The organism is Rhodopseudomonas palustris HaA2, from assembly GCF_000013365.1.
GTDB lineage: Bacteria > Pseudomonadota > Alphaproteobacteria > Rhizobiales > Xanthobacteraceae > Rhodopseudomonas > Rhodopseudomonas palustris_J.
On the sequence record NC_007778.1, the window covers coordinates 3,542,518 to 3,560,063 of the forward strand.

The 17,546-nt window shown below is 64.4% G+C and carries 17 protein-coding genes; 3 read left to right on the plus strand and 14 right to left on the minus strand.

Annotated features, from left to right (window positions below; all coding sequences use genetic code 11):
- Nucleotides 1-26: 26 nt before the first annotated feature.
- On the plus strand, nucleotides 27-554 hold the full coding sequence (locus RPB_RS15675) for a cupin domain-containing protein (protein WP_011441991.1): 528 nt from the start codon (nucleotides 27-29) through the stop codon (nucleotides 552-554).
- Between the two features lie 191 nt (nucleotides 555-745).
- On the opposite strand, the gene RPB_RS23855 is transcribed toward RPB_RS15675, so the two are convergent.
- The 11 genes from RPB_RS23855 to RPB_RS15730 all read right to left on the minus strand — a co-directional run bounded on the left by RPB_RS23855 (nucleotide 746) and on the right by RPB_RS15730 (nucleotide 12,749).
- The gene (locus tag RPB_RS23855; RefSeq protein ID WP_049824697.1) at nucleotides 746-1,771 is read right to left on the minus strand and encodes an ABC transporter substrate-binding protein; all 1,026 of its coding nucleotides are present in this window, start codon (nucleotides 1,769-1,771) and stop codon (nucleotides 746-748) included.
- A gap of 254 nt (nucleotides 1,772-2,025) precedes the next feature.
- Nucleotides 2,026-4,311 (minus strand): xanthine dehydrogenase family protein molybdopterin-binding subunit, encoded by a 2,286-nt coding sequence (locus tag RPB_RS15685; protein WP_011441993.1) that lies wholly within the window; start codon nucleotides 4,309-4,311, stop codon nucleotides 2,026-2,028.
- Complete coding sequence (locus RPB_RS15690) at nucleotides 4,308-4,796, minus strand: (2Fe-2S)-binding protein (RefSeq protein ID WP_011441994.1); 489 nt, start codon at nucleotides 4,794-4,796, stop codon at nucleotides 4,308-4,310. The genes RPB_RS15685 and RPB_RS15690 overlap by 4 nt, the downstream gene beginning before the upstream one ends.
- Nucleotides 4,793-5,665, minus strand: coding sequence for an FAD binding domain-containing protein (locus RPB_RS15695; RefSeq protein WP_011441995.1), 873 nt, complete (start codon nucleotides 5,663-5,665; stop codon nucleotides 4,793-4,795). The genes RPB_RS15690 and RPB_RS15695 overlap by 4 nt, the downstream gene beginning before the upstream one ends.
- Entirely contained in the window at nucleotides 5,662-7,344 is a 1,683-nt protein-coding gene (locus RPB_RS15700; protein WP_011441996.1) for a CocE/NonD family hydrolase, read from the minus strand. Before RPB_RS15700 ends, RPB_RS15695 begins: the two co-directional genes overlap by 4 nt.
- Nucleotides 7,341-8,387, minus strand: a complete 1,047-nt coding sequence (locus tag RPB_RS15705; RefSeq protein ID WP_011441997.1) for a dihydroorotate oxidase — start codon at nucleotides 8,385-8,387, stop codon at nucleotides 7,341-7,343. Before RPB_RS15705 ends, RPB_RS15700 begins: the two co-directional genes overlap by 4 nt.
- On the minus strand, nucleotides 8,384-9,058 hold the full coding sequence (locus tag RPB_RS15710; RefSeq protein ID WP_011441998.1) for a cysteine hydrolase family protein: 675 nt from the start codon (nucleotides 9,056-9,058) through the stop codon (nucleotides 8,384-8,386). Before RPB_RS15710 ends, RPB_RS15705 begins: the two co-directional genes overlap by 4 nt.
- Before the next feature lie 119 nt (nucleotides 9,059-9,177).
- A complete protein-coding gene (locus tag RPB_RS15715; protein ID WP_011441999.1) occupies nucleotides 9,178-9,924 on the minus strand; it encodes a TetR/AcrR family transcriptional regulator in 747 nt (248 codons plus the stop codon).
- 125 nt (nucleotides 9,925-10,049) lie between these two features.
- The gene (locus tag RPB_RS15720) at nucleotides 10,050-10,904 is read right to left on the minus strand and encodes an ABC transporter permease (protein WP_011442000.1); all 855 of its coding nucleotides are present in this window, start codon (nucleotides 10,902-10,904) and stop codon (nucleotides 10,050-10,052) included.
- 4 nt (nucleotides 10,905-10,908) lie between these two features.
- Entirely contained in the window at nucleotides 10,909-11,712 is an 804-nt protein-coding gene (locus RPB_RS15725; RefSeq protein ID WP_011442001.1) for an ABC transporter ATP-binding protein, read from the minus strand.
- A 14-nt stretch (nucleotides 11,713-11,726) separates the two neighbouring features.
- Entirely contained in the window at nucleotides 11,727-12,749 is a 1,023-nt protein-coding gene (locus RPB_RS15730) for an ABC transporter substrate-binding protein (RefSeq protein ID WP_011442002.1), read from the minus strand.
- A gap of 163 nt (nucleotides 12,750-12,912) precedes the next feature.
- Here RPB_RS15730 and RPB_RS15735 point away from each other — a divergent pair, with 163 nt between their 5' ends.
- Nucleotides 12,913-13,716 carry an SDR family NAD(P)-dependent oxidoreductase gene (locus tag RPB_RS15735; RefSeq protein ID WP_011442003.1) on the plus strand — a complete coding sequence of 268 codons (804 nt, stop codon included), beginning with the start codon at nucleotides 12,913-12,915 and terminating at the stop codon, nucleotides 13,714-13,716.
- A 165-nt stretch (nucleotides 13,717-13,881) separates the two neighbouring features.
- On the opposite strand, the gene RPB_RS25235 is transcribed toward RPB_RS15735, so the two are convergent.
- A complete protein-coding gene (locus RPB_RS25235; protein ID WP_349644110.1) occupies nucleotides 13,882-14,829 on the minus strand; it encodes an AAA family ATPase in 948 nt (315 codons plus the stop codon).
- A 6-nt stretch (nucleotides 14,830-14,835) separates the two neighbouring features.
- Nucleotides 14,836-15,255 carry a type I restriction-modification enzyme R subunit C-terminal domain-containing protein gene (locus RPB_RS15745; RefSeq protein ID WP_080507793.1) on the minus strand — a complete coding sequence of 140 codons (420 nt, stop codon included), beginning with the start codon at nucleotides 15,253-15,255 and terminating at the stop codon, nucleotides 14,836-14,838.
- A 327-nt stretch (nucleotides 15,256-15,582) separates the two neighbouring features.
- Between RPB_RS15745 and RPB_RS15750 the strand changes: the two genes are divergently transcribed.
- Nucleotides 15,583-15,948: a DNA-binding protein gene (locus RPB_RS15750; RefSeq protein ID WP_011442004.1), complete on the plus strand. Its 366-nt coding sequence runs from the start codon at nucleotides 15,583-15,585 to the stop codon at nucleotides 15,946-15,948.
- Nucleotides 15,949-16,337: 389 nt separating this feature from the next.
- On the opposite strand, the gene RPB_RS15755 is transcribed toward RPB_RS15750, so the two are convergent.
- Nucleotides 16,338-17,546, minus strand: a complete 1,209-nt coding sequence (locus RPB_RS15755) for a site-specific integrase (protein ID WP_245258239.1) — start codon at nucleotides 17,544-17,546, stop codon at nucleotides 16,338-16,340.

The following is a 17,546-nucleotide window of genomic DNA, read 5'->3' on the forward strand; positions in this document are numbered from 1 at the left end:
GTGGAACGGTTCTGGAGGAATTTGACATGGCCACGGCGAGACACGCACGCCCGAAGGAGCTCGAAGGCGTCTCGATCGACGAAATCATCGAACGTTACGTCGCGCGCTACGCAGATCGCAGGGCCGACTGGGCAGCCTTCGAAGACGCCAAGATCGAAGGCTACAAGCGCGCCCAGCACCGCTTCATCGGCGCCGGCGGCTCCGGCAAGTACAACGACTCCACCGTGATCCCGGCCGGCAACTTCACGCTGTCGATCATGTTCGTGCCGCCCGGCCAGGGCAACGCACCCCACACCCACGAGGCCGAAGAGGTGTTCTTCGTGCTGCAGGGCCATCTCGACGTGTTCGTCGAGGACGAGAGCGGCCGCCGCATCACTCGTCGCCTCGGACCGTGGGAGTGCATCTCTTGCCCCGCGGGCGTGATCCACGGCTATCAGAACGACAGCCTGGAGCCGGTGTACTTCCAGGTGATGATCGGCCGCGGCAAGCCGGAAACGATGGGCTACGCCGACGACGAGCTGTACAAGCGCCGCGACGCGCATCTCAAGGCCTGAGCTCCGCGCGGCGCCGGCCGCGACGACACCGGGACCAGCCATCGAGGCCGGTGCGATCACGCGATCGCGCCGGCCTTTTCGTCTTTGGCGCCACTTCAGGCCGGACCGCCGGCCGCGGGGTGCGCCGCAGCGGCGCTCCATCGGCACGGTGATCGGGCGCGGCGGCGCACGATCACCGTCCCCGGCCGGAGTCACACGCTCTGCGGCGGGACGAACTCCCGGCCCGTGGGCACGAAATCGTTGGTGTAGAGCGCCGCCGGCTCGAGCGCTGTGGTGACTCCGGCATTCGCCTTCAGCACCGCCACGGTCGAGGCCCAATCCTCGGGCGGCATCCAGCCGAGCGGCTTGTTGGCCGACGTCGGGGTGACCCAGGTGCTCCACGACAGCTGCGCCTCGCGCAAGGTGATCGCCGGGTCGGTCGACTCGAGATACTTCTTCACGACCTGCGTCAGTTCGTCGGGATGGGCGCGGCCGTAGAGGAACCCCTTCACGCTGGCCAGCACCATGCCGCGTATGACATTCGGCTCGGACAGCATGTCGTCGTGCACGATCAGGCCGTTGCTCATGCAGACCACCCCGGCGTCGGAGTACCAGAAAGGCCGCACGTTCTTCTTGCCGCGGATCTCGATCGACGGGATGTAGCCTTGGGCGAAGCCGGCGATCGCCGCGACCTGGCCGTTGATCAGCGCCGGGCCGGCGCCGGCGCCGTCGACATTGACGACGCGGACCGACGCGGGATCGACCCCCGAACTCTTGAGGAACGCCGGAAATTGCTGGAACTGCGCCGAGCCGGTGGTGATGCCGACGGTCTTGCCGACCAGATCCTTCGGCTCCCTGACATCCGAGCCCTCGAGCACGAGCACGGCGCATGGGTTCCGCCGATAGATCCCGGCGACCATCTTCAGCTTGGCGCCCTTCGACACCGTGTTGCCGACGACGTAGCCGTCGGCGAAGCCGAACTGCGCAGCCTTCGACGCGACGATCTGCGCGGTGTTGCCGGAGCCCTTGCCCTGGTTGATGGAGACGTCGAGGCCTTCATCGGCGAAGTAGCCCTTCTCCTTCGCGACCAGGAAGCCGGCGTTCGGTCCGCCGTAGATCCAGTCGGTCTGCAGAGAGACCGCACGCAGAGACTTCAGCGATTGCGCCCGCACGATCGCCGGAAACGACACGACGGCCATGGTCGCGGCCCCGGTCTTCAGCCAATCGCGCCGTGTCATCTTCCCTCTCGGCATTGTGCGCTCCCACCCGTGATTAGTCACCGATTATTGACGAGTGATACGCAAAGTCAAACTGAATTGACTAACTGGTCTGTCTAACTTGACGGCAGTGTTGGGCGGTTTGCGCAGCAAACTGCGTACCGGAACAGCACTCGGTACGAAGAATGAGGCCGCTCGATCAGTAGACGGGCGTCATCCTGCCGCAAGCAGGGCACCGGGCCCCGCAGAGCGGAAGTATCCGGCTAGCCGCCTCGCTAAGCAGGGCGCGCTGCGGCAGCTTGCACAAGCCGCCAGATCCGGTCCGGAGATAGCGGCAGCGCCTTCGGCTGCACGTCAAAATCGCGCAGCGCCGCCGCGACCGCATTCGCCAGAATCCCGCCGACCGGAATCGTCCCGCCTTCGCCGGCGCCCTTGGCACCAAGCGGATGGTTCGGCGACGGACACATCTCGATCGACGACGAGCGGATGTTGGGATAGTCGGTCGCGAGCGGAACCAGATAGTCGGCCAGCGAGCCCGACAGCATCTGCCCCTCGTCGTCGTACACGAAGTGCTCGAGCAGCGTGCCGCCGAGCCCCTGCACGATCGAGCCGATCGCCTGGCCGTGCAGCGTCAGCGGATTGATGATGCGGCCGGCATCCTCGATGGCGACGTAGTCGACGATCTCGATATGTCCGGTCTCGGCATCGACCGCGACATGCGCGACGTGGCTGCCATAGGTGTAGGTGTGCTTGGTGTTGTGAAACGTCGCCTCGAAGGCGATGCCCTTCGCCGCCAGTTCCTTCAGCCCGACCGACCCGCCGTGCTGCGCGGCGACGCGCCCGGCCTGATAGCTGACCTCCTGCTCGGCGCATTGCAGCAGGCCGGCGCCGGCCGTCAGCAGCTGTGCCTTGATCTCCGCTGCGGCGAGCAGCACGGCGTTGCCGCCCATCACCGTGGAACGCGAGTGATAGGATCCCCAGCCTTCCTTCACATAAGTCGTCGAGCCGTGAAAGACGCGGATCGCCTTGAGCGGCAGGTCCATCGCATCGGCGGCGATCTGCATCAGGATGGTCTCGACGCCCTGCCCGACCGCCGAAGAGCCGACATAGAGCGAGATCGTGCCGTCGCTTTCCAGCACCATGCGCGCACTTTCGCGCGGACCGGCGGCGCCGCCCTCGACGAAACAGCCGACCGCGAGGCCGTGATAGCGGCCGTCGACGAGCTTCCCCTGCAGATGCTGCTTGTCGGCCCAGCCCGCTTTGGCGAGGCAGAGATCGAGCACCTTTTCATAGGCACCGCTGTCGAGTTCGGTGACGACCGGGTTCGGAGCAATCGCCGGAAACGCCAGCGGCAGTTCCTCCGGCGTTAGCAGATTGCGGCGGCGGAATTCGACGCGATCGATGCCGAGGTCATCGGCGGTGAGATCGAACATTCGCTCGCGGAAGAAATCCGACTCGAATCGCCCCGGACCGCGATAGGTGCCGGCCGGCGATTTGTTCGACGCGATCACCGCGACGTCGGCGCGATAGCGCGGCACGCGATAGGCGCCGGGCATGAACTGCCCGACATTGCGCGGCGCGATCGTTGTCGAGGTGCGGAAATACGCGCCGATGTTCATCTGCATCCGGGCGCGGATCGCGAGAATGCGGCCGTCGCGATTGCAGGCGATTTCGAGGTCGGCGGCGACGTCGCGCGAATGGGTCACCGCGAGCAAATGCTCCCGGCGGTCCTCGATCCATTTGACCGGCCTGCCGATTTTGCGCGCGGCGAACGGGACCAGGAAATCCTCCGGGAAGAATTCGCCGCGCACGCCGAAGCTGCCGCCGGCATTACCCTCGATCATCACCACCTGCTCTTCGGGCAGATCGAGCATCCCGGCCAGAATCTTGCGGTTGGCGAACGGGACCTTGGTGGCGCCCCACGACGTCATCCGGCCTGCGGCGGCGTCCCATTCGGACACCACGCCACGCGTCTCCATCGTGATACCGGTATGGCGGTGCACGTACAGCCGCTCGCGGCGGGTGTAGGGCGCGGTCTCGAAGGTATCGTCGATCTCGCCGCGGCTGACCTCGTAGTCGAACACCCGGTTGGAGCCGTGTGCCTCGAACAGCAGCGCGTCGTGCGCGACCTCGTCCTCGAACCTCGTGACCGCCGGCAGGGGGTCGATATCCGCCTCGATCAATTCGAGCGCGTCCTCCGCCAGCGCCGGTGTGTCGGCGATCACGATCGCCATCGGCTCGCCGACGAAGCGGACCTTGCCGTCGGCGATCACCGGCTGCCGGAACGGCTCCATCGCCTCGTTGGGAAACAGCCGCACCGGAATCCGCGGCACCGCGCCGATATCCTCGGCGGTATAGACCGCATGCACGCCCGGCATCGCCCGCGCCGCGGTGACGTCGATGCGCCGGATCACGCCGTGCGCGACCGAGCTGCGCAGAATCGCGGCATGCAGCATGCCGTCGCGATGCACGTCGTCGACGAAGCTGCCGAGTCCGCGCAGCAGCTTTGGATCCTCGACACGCTCGATCGGCTGTCCAACCAGCGGCACGCGCTCGTTCACGCCCCCACTCCCTGCTCACGCTGATAGGCCGGTCGCGCTTCCATCACGGCTTTCACAATCGACAGATAGCCGGTGCAGCGGCAGACATTGCCGGACAGCACATCGCGGATGCGCTCTTCATCGGCGTCGGGCTCGCGCGTCAGCAGCGCATGCGCGGTCATCAGAAAGCCCGGCGTGCAGAAGCCGCATTGCAGGCCGTGGTGCTTCTGGAACGAGGCCTGTAACGGTCCGAGATTGTCGCCGTCGGCAAGGCCTTCGATCGTCATCACCGATTTGCCAGCGACCTGCACGCCGAGTGTCAAGCACGACCGCACCGCTTCGCCGTCGATGATGATGGTGCAGGCGCCGCAGACGCCGTGCTCGCAGCCGATATGCGTCCCGGTCTTGCCGAGTTCGTGGCGGATGCAGTCGCCGAGCGTCAGCCTCGGCTCGATTTCGGCGGCGACCGGCGCGCCGTTCAGCTCGAATTCAACCCGCGTTTTCAACGAAGCTCTCCTTTACGCGCGCCGGCGTCGCGCAGCGCACGCGCAGTCAGCGTCCCGACCAGGGATTTGCGATAGTCGCCGGACGCATGGATGTCGGACGACGGCGCCACCGAATCCGACGCCAGCGTTTTCGCGCGCGCGATCAGGCCATCGTCGAGCTTGCAGCCAGCAAGTAGCTGTTCCACAGCGGTGAGCCGCAGCGGCGTTTCGCCGGCGCCGATCACCCCGACATGCGGATCGACGATCCGGCCGTCGCCGTCGAGATCGAAGAACACCGCAACGCCGGCCATGGCGAAATCGCCCTTGCGCCGGGCAAATTCATGAAACGCCCAGCGTCGCCCCGGCTGCCACCGCGGGAACCGGACCTCGGTGATGATCTCGTCCGACGCGAGCGCCGTCTCCAGCGCCGCGACGAAGAAGTCGGCGGCCTCGATCACGCGCGTGCCGGCCTGTCCGATCGCGACGATCTCGCAATCGCAGACCAGCGCCACGCCGGGCATCTCGGCGGAGGGATCGGCATGCGCCAGACTGCCGCCGACGGTGCCGCGGTTGCGGATCTGGTAGTGCGCGACGTGATCGATCATCGCCTGGAACAGCGGATGCGCGGTCGCGAGCCGCGCATCCTGTTCGATCTGGCACCAGCGAACGCGCGCCCCGACGCGCAGGCCATTGGCCGTCACGTCGATGGTTTCAAGGCCAGGCAACTTCTGGATGTCGACCAAGAGCGGCGGATACGCCATCCGGAACGCCAGCAGCGGCAGCAGGCTCTGGCCGCCGGACAGCACCTTGGCGCCGTCGTTGGCGGCGAGCAGCCGCACCGCCTCGTCCAGCGTCGCCGGGCACGCATAGTCGAACGGCGGCATCTTCATGGCGTGGCTCCGGACTGCGACGGGATGTGCGGCAGCAGCAGATAGGACACGTGGCCGGGTCCCGTGAGGATCGTGGTGCGGCCGTCGAACTCGGTGCGCGGGCGATCGCGTTCGTGATTGTGCAGGATGCGGCCGGAGACGCCGGGCGCCTCGTAGTCCCGCCCCTGCAGCGTCAGCGCCAACCGATAGCCCGGCGGGCAAACGATGCTGGTCGGCCAGATCTCGACGTCGAGCAGATACGGCTGGCCCGGCTCGAGCTTCTGGATCTCGTCGTGGCTGTGATACGGCCGCACCGGCGTTGACATCGCCGGATCGAGCTTGCGATGCGACGCGCGCAGCCAGCCGCGCGCCACCGGCTCGGTGTCGCTGGCGCCGGCGAACACCACTTCGCGGCCGTCCGGCCGAAACAGCCGCAGCGTCGCGAAGATGTCCGCGTCCGGCGTCGACGACGCGATCCACAGCCGCGCCGTCACCGGCCCCGTGAACTCAGTGGCCTGATCGAACGGCCGCGTGAGGAAGGTGACGCCGTCGCCCATCGCGACGAAGGTGCTCGATGCTGCCGCGGCCGGCGAATCGATCGACAAGCTCTGCGCCGCTGCGTCGAGATAGTGCAGCTGCCAGTCGGTGCGCGCCAGCGGCCACTCCGCCTCGTTTCGCGCAACCGCGCCGTCGGGGCTGCGGATCTCCAGCCGGATCGTCGGCTCGCCATCCCAACCGTTAGCCTCACCCTTGAGAAAATACGCGAAAAACCGCTTCTGGCGGTCGATATAGGCCGGCAGATAGAAGCTCTCGAAATGCGTGCCAATATGCATATCGAGCCATTTCAACCCCGAGCCGGCGCGACAGAAGCCTTCGACGTTGCCGCGCAAATGCAGGCCGCAGCCCCCCCAATTGCCGGCGGAGAACAGCGGCACCTGAACGCGGCCGAGATCCGGCGAACGCTGCCGGAACCAGGCATCGTCGAGCGGATGCTGCAACAGATCGCCGGCATGATCGGCGCGGTTGGCGCGCAGCAGATAGTCGCTCAGCGCCGCGCCGGTGGTGGTCTTGCCGGTGTCGCGATCGCGATGGTGCGTCGCCGCGTTGCCGTGCTGATTGGGCAGCACCTGGCGTGGCCACCACGCGGTCGGGAACGAATTGCTGAAGATGCCGCCGTGGTGACTCCAGTCGCGATACAGGTCGCTACCGCCCTCCCACGGGCAGATCGCCGCGAGATGGGGCGGCTGCAGCGCGGCAACCTGCCACTGCTTGATCGACAGATACGAAATACCGATCAGGCCGACCTTGCCGCACGACCACGGCTGCGTCGCGGCCCATTCGATCGCGTCGTAATAGTCCTGCGTCTCGCGCGGCGAGAACGGGTCGAGATAGCCGGGCGACTGTCCGCTGCCGCGGCCATCGACCGCGATCACCACATAGCCGTCCGGCACCCAGCGCTCGGGGTCGATCATTTCCCAGCGCAAATAGCGTCCGCTCGATCCGTCGTCGATGATCGCGGGATTGAGCGTCTGCAACTTCTTCCACGGCAGTTCGTAGCCGTCGGCGAAGTGGATGTCCTTGCCGTAGATGCCGAGCGACATCAGCACCGGATACGGACCGTCCTGGGCGGGACGATAGATATTGGCACGGAGCCAATGTCCGTCGCTGACCGGAATGACGACGTTCTTCTCAACGATCATGCGCAACCTTGCCGTTTTGGTTCGCCTGCCGGCGAACCCGCCGCGACTTGCGCGGCTCCCCACATCGGAGCCAGCGCACGATTGATGTCGCGCGCGATCGTCCATCCCTGATAGATGAAGGCCGAATACAGATCGACGCAGCTTGCGCCGGCGCGGCGCATCGCCAACACATCGGCGGCGGAGCTGATGCCGCCATTGCCTTTGATCGCCAGACGGCCACGCGCAAAGCCGGCGGCCCGCTCGACATTCATCAGCGCCGTGTCGAAGATCTCGCGTCCGTGCAGAGTGCCGGCGCCAGTGCCGAGCCCCGGCTCGGCGATCCGCCGTCCACCTCCGACCTTGATGCCGCCGACACCGGCCGCAATACACACCTCGATGAGTTCCGCGAACCGATCATGCAGCCGCGTCGTATCGTTGGGCACGCGCACAACGATCGATCCGGCGCGGCCGTCGAGCCGCGCGAGCACGCCGCGCAGCATGCCGATCTCGTCGAACACTTCGCCGTCGGCCAGCACGTTGGGACACATCAGGCTGAGCTCAACCAGATCGACGTGCGGCGCCACTTCGATCACGCCGGCCGCGATCGTGTCCGCCGAGAAGCCGCCGATATTGGCGATCACCGGCACGGCACGAGGGCCGAGACGGCGCAATCGCTCGGTCGCGTACGCCCTGCCCTTGCTCGGCACGCCCATCGAGTCGGCGATCGACTCGGTGCCGCGGCGTCGCACCAGCCGCGGGAATGGATTGCCGACCCGCGGCTCCGGCATGATGGAGCCGACGCAGACGAATCCGAAGCCGAGGCAGGACAGCGCCGCGATCAGTTCGGCATCCTTGTCGAATCCCGCGGCGAGACCGACCGGATTGGGCAGCTCGACGCCGGCAAAACGCGTGACCAGACGCGGGTCGTCGACGCGCAGCGTGGCAGCCGCGGCGAGCAGTCGCCACGGCACGGCGCGGCGCAGCGCCGCATGCGCCATCGCGTGGCTGCGATCCGGCGACATCCGGAACAGGCCGGGCGCGAGAAGGTCACGATACAGATTCATAAGGCCGAATTCGCCACGGCAGCGGTCGCCCCGACGCCTTGCCAGGTGGCGATCACGTCGTCGGCATCGACCACCGCTCCGTAGTCGCGATGGAACCGCTTCAGCGCACCGCGATGATCCTCGTCGCTGGCGGCGCCGCAGCAATCGCCGACCAGCGTCACGTAGTAGTCGCGGAAATACGCGTCGCGCCCGGCGGATTCGACACACGTGTCGGTCGCGATGCCCGTGAGCAGCAGGCTCCGGATGCCGCGATCGCGCAACAGCTCGGGCAATTGCGGCCCGACCATCGCGCTGTAGCGATGCTTGATCACGACCGGCTCGCCCGGCTCCGGTGCGACGCGGTAGAACTCGGCGCCCCATGTGCCGCTGCGGCAGCGCGGCAACTCGCTGCCGATCCGCGCGTTGCGTTCGCGCATCGCATCCGACAGATGCTCGGGATCGTAGATCGCCTGGACGAAGATCACCAGAACGCCGGCCCGGCGCGCGGCGTAGATCAGCCGCAACAGATTGGGGACCCGCTCCCGCTGCACGACGCCGAGGTCGGCGCCGATCCGGTCGAAGAAACCGCCGGGCGCGGCGAAATGGTTCTGCACGTCGATCACCAGCAGCGCCGCATGCCGCGGATCGGTCTTGTCGGCGAGATTGCGAAGAAGCGCTGTGGACGACGGCAAGCAGGGCTCCGGAATGCGAGGGCATCGACCGGCACGACCGCCGGTCCACTCACCCGCCGCGAAACATTCAAGATACTGACCAGTTAGTCAAGACGTTTTGGCGACGACCTACGCGGTTGTTACTTCCGACCCGCGGTGTTCGGCGCGCCGTAGCGGAGATAGCTGAGAATTAGGTCCTCGATATGCGCGGTGCGCACCTTCATGTCTTCTTCGGTCGACAATTTGCGATCCAGCAGATAGGCGAGCGTGTAGCGATTGGAGAGGAAGTGGTAGGCCAGCGCCGAGATCGAGATGTAGAGTTCGACCGGATCGACGTTGCGGCGGAAGTCGCCGGAGCGCTCGCCCTGCTTCAGCAACTCGCCGATATTCGCCATCAGCCCCGAATAGCCGGCCTTGGTCAGCTTCGATTTGCGCAGGTGACGCCCCTTGTGGAAGTTCTCGGAATTCAGAAGACCGATGAACTCGGGTGAACCGTGCCAGTATTTGAAGGTCGACTGCACCAGCTTGCGGACGCCGTCGATCGGCGACGCGACGTCCAGCGGCCACGCCGTCTGATAGGCATGCATGCCCTCATAGGCAGCCTCGAGCACCGCGATGAACAGCCCTTCTTTGCTGCCGAAATAATGATAGATGAGATTCTTGCTGACCTGCGCGATGCGCATGATGTCGTCGACCCGCGCGCCGTCATAGCCCTTCGCCGAGAATTCCTTGGTGGCGACGTCGAGAATGCGCTGCCGGGTCGCGATCTGGCCATGACCGGCGCCGTTGACCGGCTTCACGCGCGCGCGAGAGGCCTTGGCCGGCGCGGCAGATACCGCGGATTTACGGACCTTGGTCGTCCGAGCGGAGGTCGAGGCATTGGCCATGCGGCAAACTTTCAGATGCGGAGTAGGAAGCGTGTAGCATTAGCGCCGAAATCGAGCCGGAACCAGAGCCGATATGCAAGCGGGGCTCGTGATCGGCTCGCTCTTCCACATCTCCGGGTTCGGGATCACACGGTCGGCGGCGAGATCTTCTCCTGATGCGGCATGCACAGGCGCTCGACGACTTCGACGATCCAGAAGAAGAACACCCCGAGCACCGTCAGCGCCACCAGTCCGGCGAACAACAGGGGCGTGTTCATGCTGCCGTTGGCGACCATCAGTTGATAGCCGAGGCCGCCGTCGCCGCCGACGAATTCACCGACCACTGCGCCGACCACCGCCAGCGTGATCGAGATCTTCAACCCGGCGAAGATCGACGGCAGCGCGTTCGGCAGCCGGATCAGCCGGAAGGTGTCGAACGACGACAGCCCCATCGACTGCGCCAGATAGATCTTCTCGCGCTCGATCGCGGCCAGGCCCATCACGGTGTTGATCACGATCGGGAAGAACGCGATCAGGAACGCGATCAGCACCTTCGGCACTAGGCCAAAGCCGAACCAGATCACGAACAGCGGCGCCACCGCGACCTTCGGCATCGCCTGCGACGAGATCAGGAGCGGATAGATCGACTTGGAGAACACCGGCCAGCGAAAGATCGCGAAGGCCAGCGGAATGCCGACGATGATGCTGACCGCGTAGCCGGCCAAAATCTCGACCGAGGTGATCCAGCTTTCGCGCAACAGCAGATCCCAGTTCGCGATCGTGGCCTGCAGCACGACGCTCGGCGGCGGAAACAGATAGACCGGGACGCCGAACACCCGCGTCGCGACCTCCCAGAACACCAGCAGCGAAACCCCGGTCAGGACCGGGTAGATCAACTCGGCGCGGCGGTCACGCTTGCGCCTGGCCCGCGTCTGTTCCTGAACGCGCTGCTCGATCTGCTCGATGGAGAGCGTGCGGCCCCCAGTCGCCATGTCGACCATGCCCCTACTCCTTGATGACGCCGCGCGCGAGAAACACCTTGAGAATCTCGTGGCTGTAGCGCGCGAATTCGGCGGATTCCCGCATCGCGAGGGTTCGCGGCCGCGGCAGGTCGATATCGATGATGCGGTCGATCTTTCCCGGGCGCGGCGTCATCACCACGACGCGATCCGACAGAAACACCGCTTCGGCGATGCTGTGGGTGATGAACAGCACCGCCGTCGAGCGCTCGCTGCAGATCCGCTGCAGGTCGAGCACAAGTTGATCGCGGGTCAGCGAGTCGAGCGCGCCGAACGGCTCGTCCATCAACAGATGCGGCGGATCGTGGATCAGCGCGCGGCAGATCGAAACGCGCTGCTTCATGCCCCCCGACAGCGAGCCCGGATATTTGTTCTCGAAGCCGCCGAGGCCGACGGCGGCGAGCAGCTCCCGCGCGCGCTTCTCCGCGACCTTCATGTCCATCTTGCGCGCGACCGCCTGCAACATCACGTTCTGCAGCGCGGTCCGCCATTCCAGCAGCACGTGGTTCTGAAACACGATGCCGAGGTCGGTGCGCGGCCCATCGACCAGCTTGTCGTCGACCAGCACCCGCCCCTCCGAACGCGACGCGAGACCGGCGGCGATCATCAGCAAGGTGCTTTTGCCGCAGCCGCTCGGCCCCACGATCGAGACGAACTCGCCGCGACGTTGCTGCAGCGAGACCCGATCGAGCGCCCGTACCGGGCCGTCGTCGCTTGCATAGACTTTGCTGAGGTTGTCGACCTCGAGATAGGGAGTGGTGTGCGGTGGCGGTGCGACAGCGATGTTCACGAAACCCGTCTCCGTCAGGCGTTCTGGGGGGGCACGAATTCGGGCTCCGTCGGCACGAACTCGTTGGTGTAGAGCTGCGACGGATCGAGATCGATGGTCACCCCGCCATAGGCCTTGAGCGTCTCCACCGTCGCCTTCCAATCCTCCGGCGCAATCCATCCCAGCGGCTTGTCTTTCGTCGTCGGCGTCACCCAGGTCCGCCAGGACAGTTCGGCTTCCCGCTTGGTGATCGCCGGATCGCTGGCTTCCTGATACTTCTTGATGATCTGCGCCGTCTCGTCGGGATTCTGACGGCCATACAGAAAGCCCTTCAAGGTCGCCCGGACGAAGGCGGCGACCAGCGGCTTGTCGGACAGCGTGTCCCGATGGACGATAATGCCGTTACTCACCGCGTTGACGCCGTGATCGGCGTACCAGAACGTTCGCGCCTTCTTGTTGCCGCGGATCTCGATGCTCGGAACCCAGCCTTGGGCGAAGCCGGCGATTGCGTTGACCTTTCCCGAGATCAGCGCCGGCACTGCGCCCGCAGCATCGACATTGATGACCTTGATCTGTGACAGCTGCAGCCCCGCGCCGTTGACGAAGGCCGGCCATTGCTGAAATTGTGCGGAGCCGGTCGGAATGCCGATGGTCTTGCCGATCAGATCTTTCGGCTGTTGGATCGAGGATTCGTCGAGCACGATCACGGCCGTCGGCGTGCGACGGAACACCGCGCCGACCATCGTCAGGCGCATGCCCTTGGAGACGCTATTACCGACGACAAATCCGTCCGCGAAGCCGAACATCGACGCCTTGTTCGCCACGATCTGCGCGGTTCCGCCCGAGCCCTTGCCTTGACTCAGCGCGACGTCGAGACCCGCCTCGGCGTAGAAGCCCTTTTCTTTCGCGACTGCGAAACCGCAATTCGGCCCCTGATGCAACCAGTCGGTCAGACACGTTACCGGGCGCAGCGTCTGTGCGCGAAGAATGCCGGGCGCGGCCATCGTCGCACCTGCAGCAAGCGTCAAAAAGCCGCGGCGCGTAGGATCCATCGGCATCAACATCCCTCCCTCGACAAAACATTTGCAAAATGTCACTCCATCGCCAATTAATGTCAATATTAACTAACTAGTCAGTGCACATTCGTCCTGCATAGCCTGCTCAATTGTGCGGCGGCTTGCCGAGCGATGATGCACGCAGGACTTGTCAGGTAGGATGGGGATGGATATTTCGCTGGACGGACGAGTCGCTCTCGTCACCGGGGCGGGACGCGGCATCGGCGCAGCCATCGCGAGCCGGCTCGCGGATGCTGGCGCGCTGGTGTATCTCGCCGACAAGGATCTCGCGCGTGCAGAAACTCAGACCGCCGAAATCAGCGCACGCGGCGGCAAAGCACGCTCCGCAATGCTCGATGTCTGCGACGCCGATCGCTGGCAGGCCGTCGTCGCGGACATCGAACGAAGCACCGGCCGCCTCGACATCCTCGTCAACAATGCCGGTCTTGCGGTCTCCAAATCCGTCGAAGACACCACGGTCGACGATTGGCGCATGCTGATGCGGATCAACCTGGAAGGCCCGTTCGTGGGGACCAAAGCGGTCCTGCCGCTGATGAAAACGACCGCGCTCCAGACACCGTTCGGCGGCTCGATCGTCAATGTCAGTTCGATCTCCGGCATCGTCGGCACGGCGAATCTGTCGTGCTACGCAGCGACCAAGGGCGGCCTTCGTTACTTCAGCAAGAGCGCGGCGCTGGAATTCGCCAGGGCCGGATATCGCATCCGCGTCAATACGATTCATCCGGGACTGACCGAGGGCGCGTCCTCGACCGTGCTGTTCGAGGGCAGCGTCGCATCCGGCGCCTGCGCCGACCTCGAAGAAGCCGAGCGGATGTGGACCAGCCGTTATCCGGTCAACCGCATGGCCCGCCCGATCGACATCGCCGGGGGCGTTCTGTTTCTGGCCAGCGACGACTCGAATTTCATGACCGGCACCGAACTGATCATGGACGGCGGCCTGACTGCGTGATCTAACGATGTCTTACGCGGCGCCCATTCCAAATTTATGGCAGTTGTCGAGCGCGATGACACCCTTGTGCAATTAGCAAACTTGTTGCGCTTTGCATGGCCAACTGTCTTCGTCCGCTCTGCGAGCTCGATCAGTCGAGCAAATCTATCGTCTCATCCAGAACACTCACCCTGTGAACTGGACGCGCTGGCGCGACATGGTCGTCGCCAATGACAAGGGGCACGCTGCCGCTTTGCGCGAGTTCGGGGCGAGCCCGAGCGACATTCGTTCCATTCGGGACGCTGACCGGGCGGCACAGGGGATAAGCGAGGAGATCGAGCAGGAGGCGCGTCGCGCTGTTGCGAATGGACGCATGGTCGGACCGCTCCGGCTCATCGAAACTGTGGCTCCCGCTTCCAGCGCCGCGGTCGATTTCCTGATGCCTGAATACGGAGGTCCCGGAGAACAGAACGTTCTCGTTATCACGTCGAAGAGCATGACTTTCTTCGGCGATGGCACCGTCGTGAGAGCCCTGTCGTCGATCCCCGCTTCCTGGTGGGGAGGCGCATTGCCAAACTGCCTCACCGTCCCACTCTCCCTTGCATTAATGATCGCCTCAATGACACGCCGCAGCCTCCTGACCGACCCACCGCGCCACTGCCGTCGGGCCGCCTCGATGTCATCCTGGCCGAGCGGCGCAATCCAACGCGCGTCGAGACCGCGCTCGGCGGCGATGTCGGCAACGACGGCCGGCAGCAACGCGTCGAGATCTGAGGTGCGCGGCTTGGGGAAGTGGACCACCCTGAACCTGTCGCGGATCGGCGACGGCAACGGATCCAGCGAGTTCGCGGTGGCGATATAGCTGACCATGGACAGGTCCAGCGTGGTCTGAAGCGCGGGATCGGGGTAGCGGGCGGCGGTTTCCGGCTCGAGGAAGCCGAGCAGCGAATCCCAGAGCCGACCGTAGTCCGAGCGGGTCGCGGCCTTTTCAAGTTCGTCGAGTAACACGATCGGATTGGCGATCTTGCCTTGCGCGATCGCGAGGAAGCTGTAGCACGGCTCGGCGCTGTACCACCTCTTTTGTGGTCGAGCGAGGCCTGAATAGCATCCGCTATCAAAGAATGGCTGCAGCAAGGGCGATTACGCCACCGCGCTCTCGTTCAACATCTCGATCTTCGAAAACAGCGTCGTCACCCGCTCCTCCCCGAACAGATCGTCCGGTCCGGTCGGCGCGACGTCGGTGAACGGGGCCTCGTAGAGCAGCGCCGGGTCCATGATGCCCTGGTCGGTCAGGCGTTCGACGACCATGTTGATGAACTCGATTTGCGCGGCCGATGCGGTGCCGCTGTTGAGGAAATCGCCGAAAGCTTCGTTGACGGCGGTGCGGTCGAGTCCGACCAGCGAGCGGACGAAGCGGCCAAAGCCTTGGCTGAGGTCGCGAGCGCGGACGATGTCGCCGGCTTCACCGATGCCGGCGTACCAAGCCGCCTGTTCGGAGAGTAGCTCGCATGCAATCAGGCGCTCGATCTCCTGCAAGAGAGCTGCAGCAAGACGACGGATGTGGACCGGGGACCACCGGTCGTGGCTCTCAACGAAGCCGCGACGGCTGCGGCGAGCTGGACTTCGTACGGCACGCCAGCCCCGTCCAGACCGATATCAGCGCAATGGCGCCGAACAAATGACCTCGCCTCAGCCTCTTACGTGGCCATTGTTTGAATACTGCGTGAAGGTCGCTCAGCCATGCCCCCATCTCCTGACGTTGGTCGATGCATCGACCAACGCTCACTCGGCAGTCAGCAAGTCGCAAGTGTTGATTCATGCAGCCCGAGACCCGACATTTCCTGTGCGGGCAGCCCGCCCGCGTACGGAGCAGGAAAGGATCTCGTCATGCCAGACTACAAGGAAGCTGTGGCCACGCTGCAGCAGCAACTCGACAGCGCCAAACAAGCGCTGCCACGCGATGTCGCGGCCGCAGTGGCGACCCGGGATTGGAGCGATGTGCTGAGAGATCGGTTCGACGTAGAGGCGCTGATCGAGCATCTCGATCAACAGGTCAAAGACAGCGCCTTCATCAAGCAACTGCAAGCCGCTGCGGACAAGGAGCGCTCGCAGCAGCGACAGCGCGGCCGGCCGCGCAAGCAAGCCGACGCAAGGGCTGAGCCGACCGCACCGTCCAAGCCGCTGCAGAACTTCATCCGCAGGGCGGTCCCCAAGCCGGCCACCGAGCCGACAAACGCCACGACCGCCAGCTAGGCCTGCCGCTCCTCGGAGGTTGCGGAAAAACGTGTACTGATGTATCAATGATACATCCCTCTGGCGCAATATAGATCAGCCAAGGCCTGCAATTTCGGGAATTTACGGGGAATGTGCTAGCGGGAGAGGGATTTTAACCTATGACCTTCAGGTTATGAGCCTGACCTCCGCAACCTCACTATGTCTTCCTCATCACTAACCGACTCAAGAGCCTTCACGATCGTCTCCGCAGCAACAGACATCATCGAACATGCGCTGGGCGGGAATATTGGTGACGACGGCAAGGAACGGCACTTCGATTTACAATGGCGCACTTACTCGAGTCCCTTCGCCTTTTTCACGAAATCACCCGTGATTTGGACTTGCGCCCAATGATTGTTCGCCCGCAATCATTGTCCCAGTTCGACATTCTGTTTGGCCGGAAACAACCGCGCCCTCTGCTCAGCAGGCGTCGGATTCAAATACCTCATGAGCACTGCCACCGTCTTGTGGCCGCTTTGCCGCATCAGTGTTTTCAGCTCAGCTCCCCTCGCTGCCATCCTCGACAACGCTTCATGCCGGAGATCGTGAATTCTCAAGTCCTGACACCCTGCCCTGACCCTGATCTCATTCCGCCAGGCATCTTTGGCGACCCACGGCGTGAACCGGAAGACCTTGCTGTCGGCGGGCTCTCCGTCTGTCAGCTCGAGCAAACCGGCGTAAGCGCGGTCCGACAGCGCGACGTGCCGCACGCTGCCGTTCTTTGAGTCAGGAATGAAAACAAATCCATAATCCCGACGAATCCATGCGCATTCGATAGAGATTGCCTCTCCAAGCCGCATTCCGGTGTCGAGGAGAAGTGGGAAAAGGGCGCGCCATTGCCGACGCGTCGGATCAACGGGAAGCTCTTCAATTGCCTGCGCAATGGCCTCTTCCTCCCCGTCCAGGAGCCGCCGTTCACGGTGCCCCGTGGGCTGCGGCACGCCGCGTCGGCGCTTCCGAAGCGAAGCGATCGGATTGGCGATGTCGACGGCCTTTTCGTGAATCAGCCATTCGTAGACGGCCGAAATCGTGTTGAGGTTGTTCCTGATCGTTGACGCTGACTTCCCTGCCTTGTCGCGCGCATCGCGGAAGTCAGCAAAGTCGGAAACCATCAGATCCCGGATGCGCTTTTGGGCGAATTCCTCCCGGGCCAACATCTGAAGCATTGCAACTTCCTGAGATGCACCCTTCTTTTCGGGCGTCACCTTGATCCGGTAGTCATCCAGCGCCTCCGCAAAGCGCTTCTCAGGCCACCCCAGCGGTCCATAGGCCTTGAGTTCGAGCCGAGGATCACGCCAGTTGCCAAGCTTCATGGCCGTCTCTGTCGAACTCAGCCAGAGCTTTGCGGCATCTTTCTTTTGGAACGTTTTGCTGATCGATTTCGAGGCTGCCGGCCCCTGAAAAGTATCCGGCAGGCGCGCCGTGGCAGTCCAATTTCTTCCGCGCTTGATCAAGGTCGACATGGCGTTAGGCGTCCGCTCTGCAACCATAAAGCGAATGCGCCTTTCAACCTGCCCCGGCACCGACTTCGCCGGAACCGAGCGGCGGCGCCGGAATCGTAGGCTGCCTGACTCCAT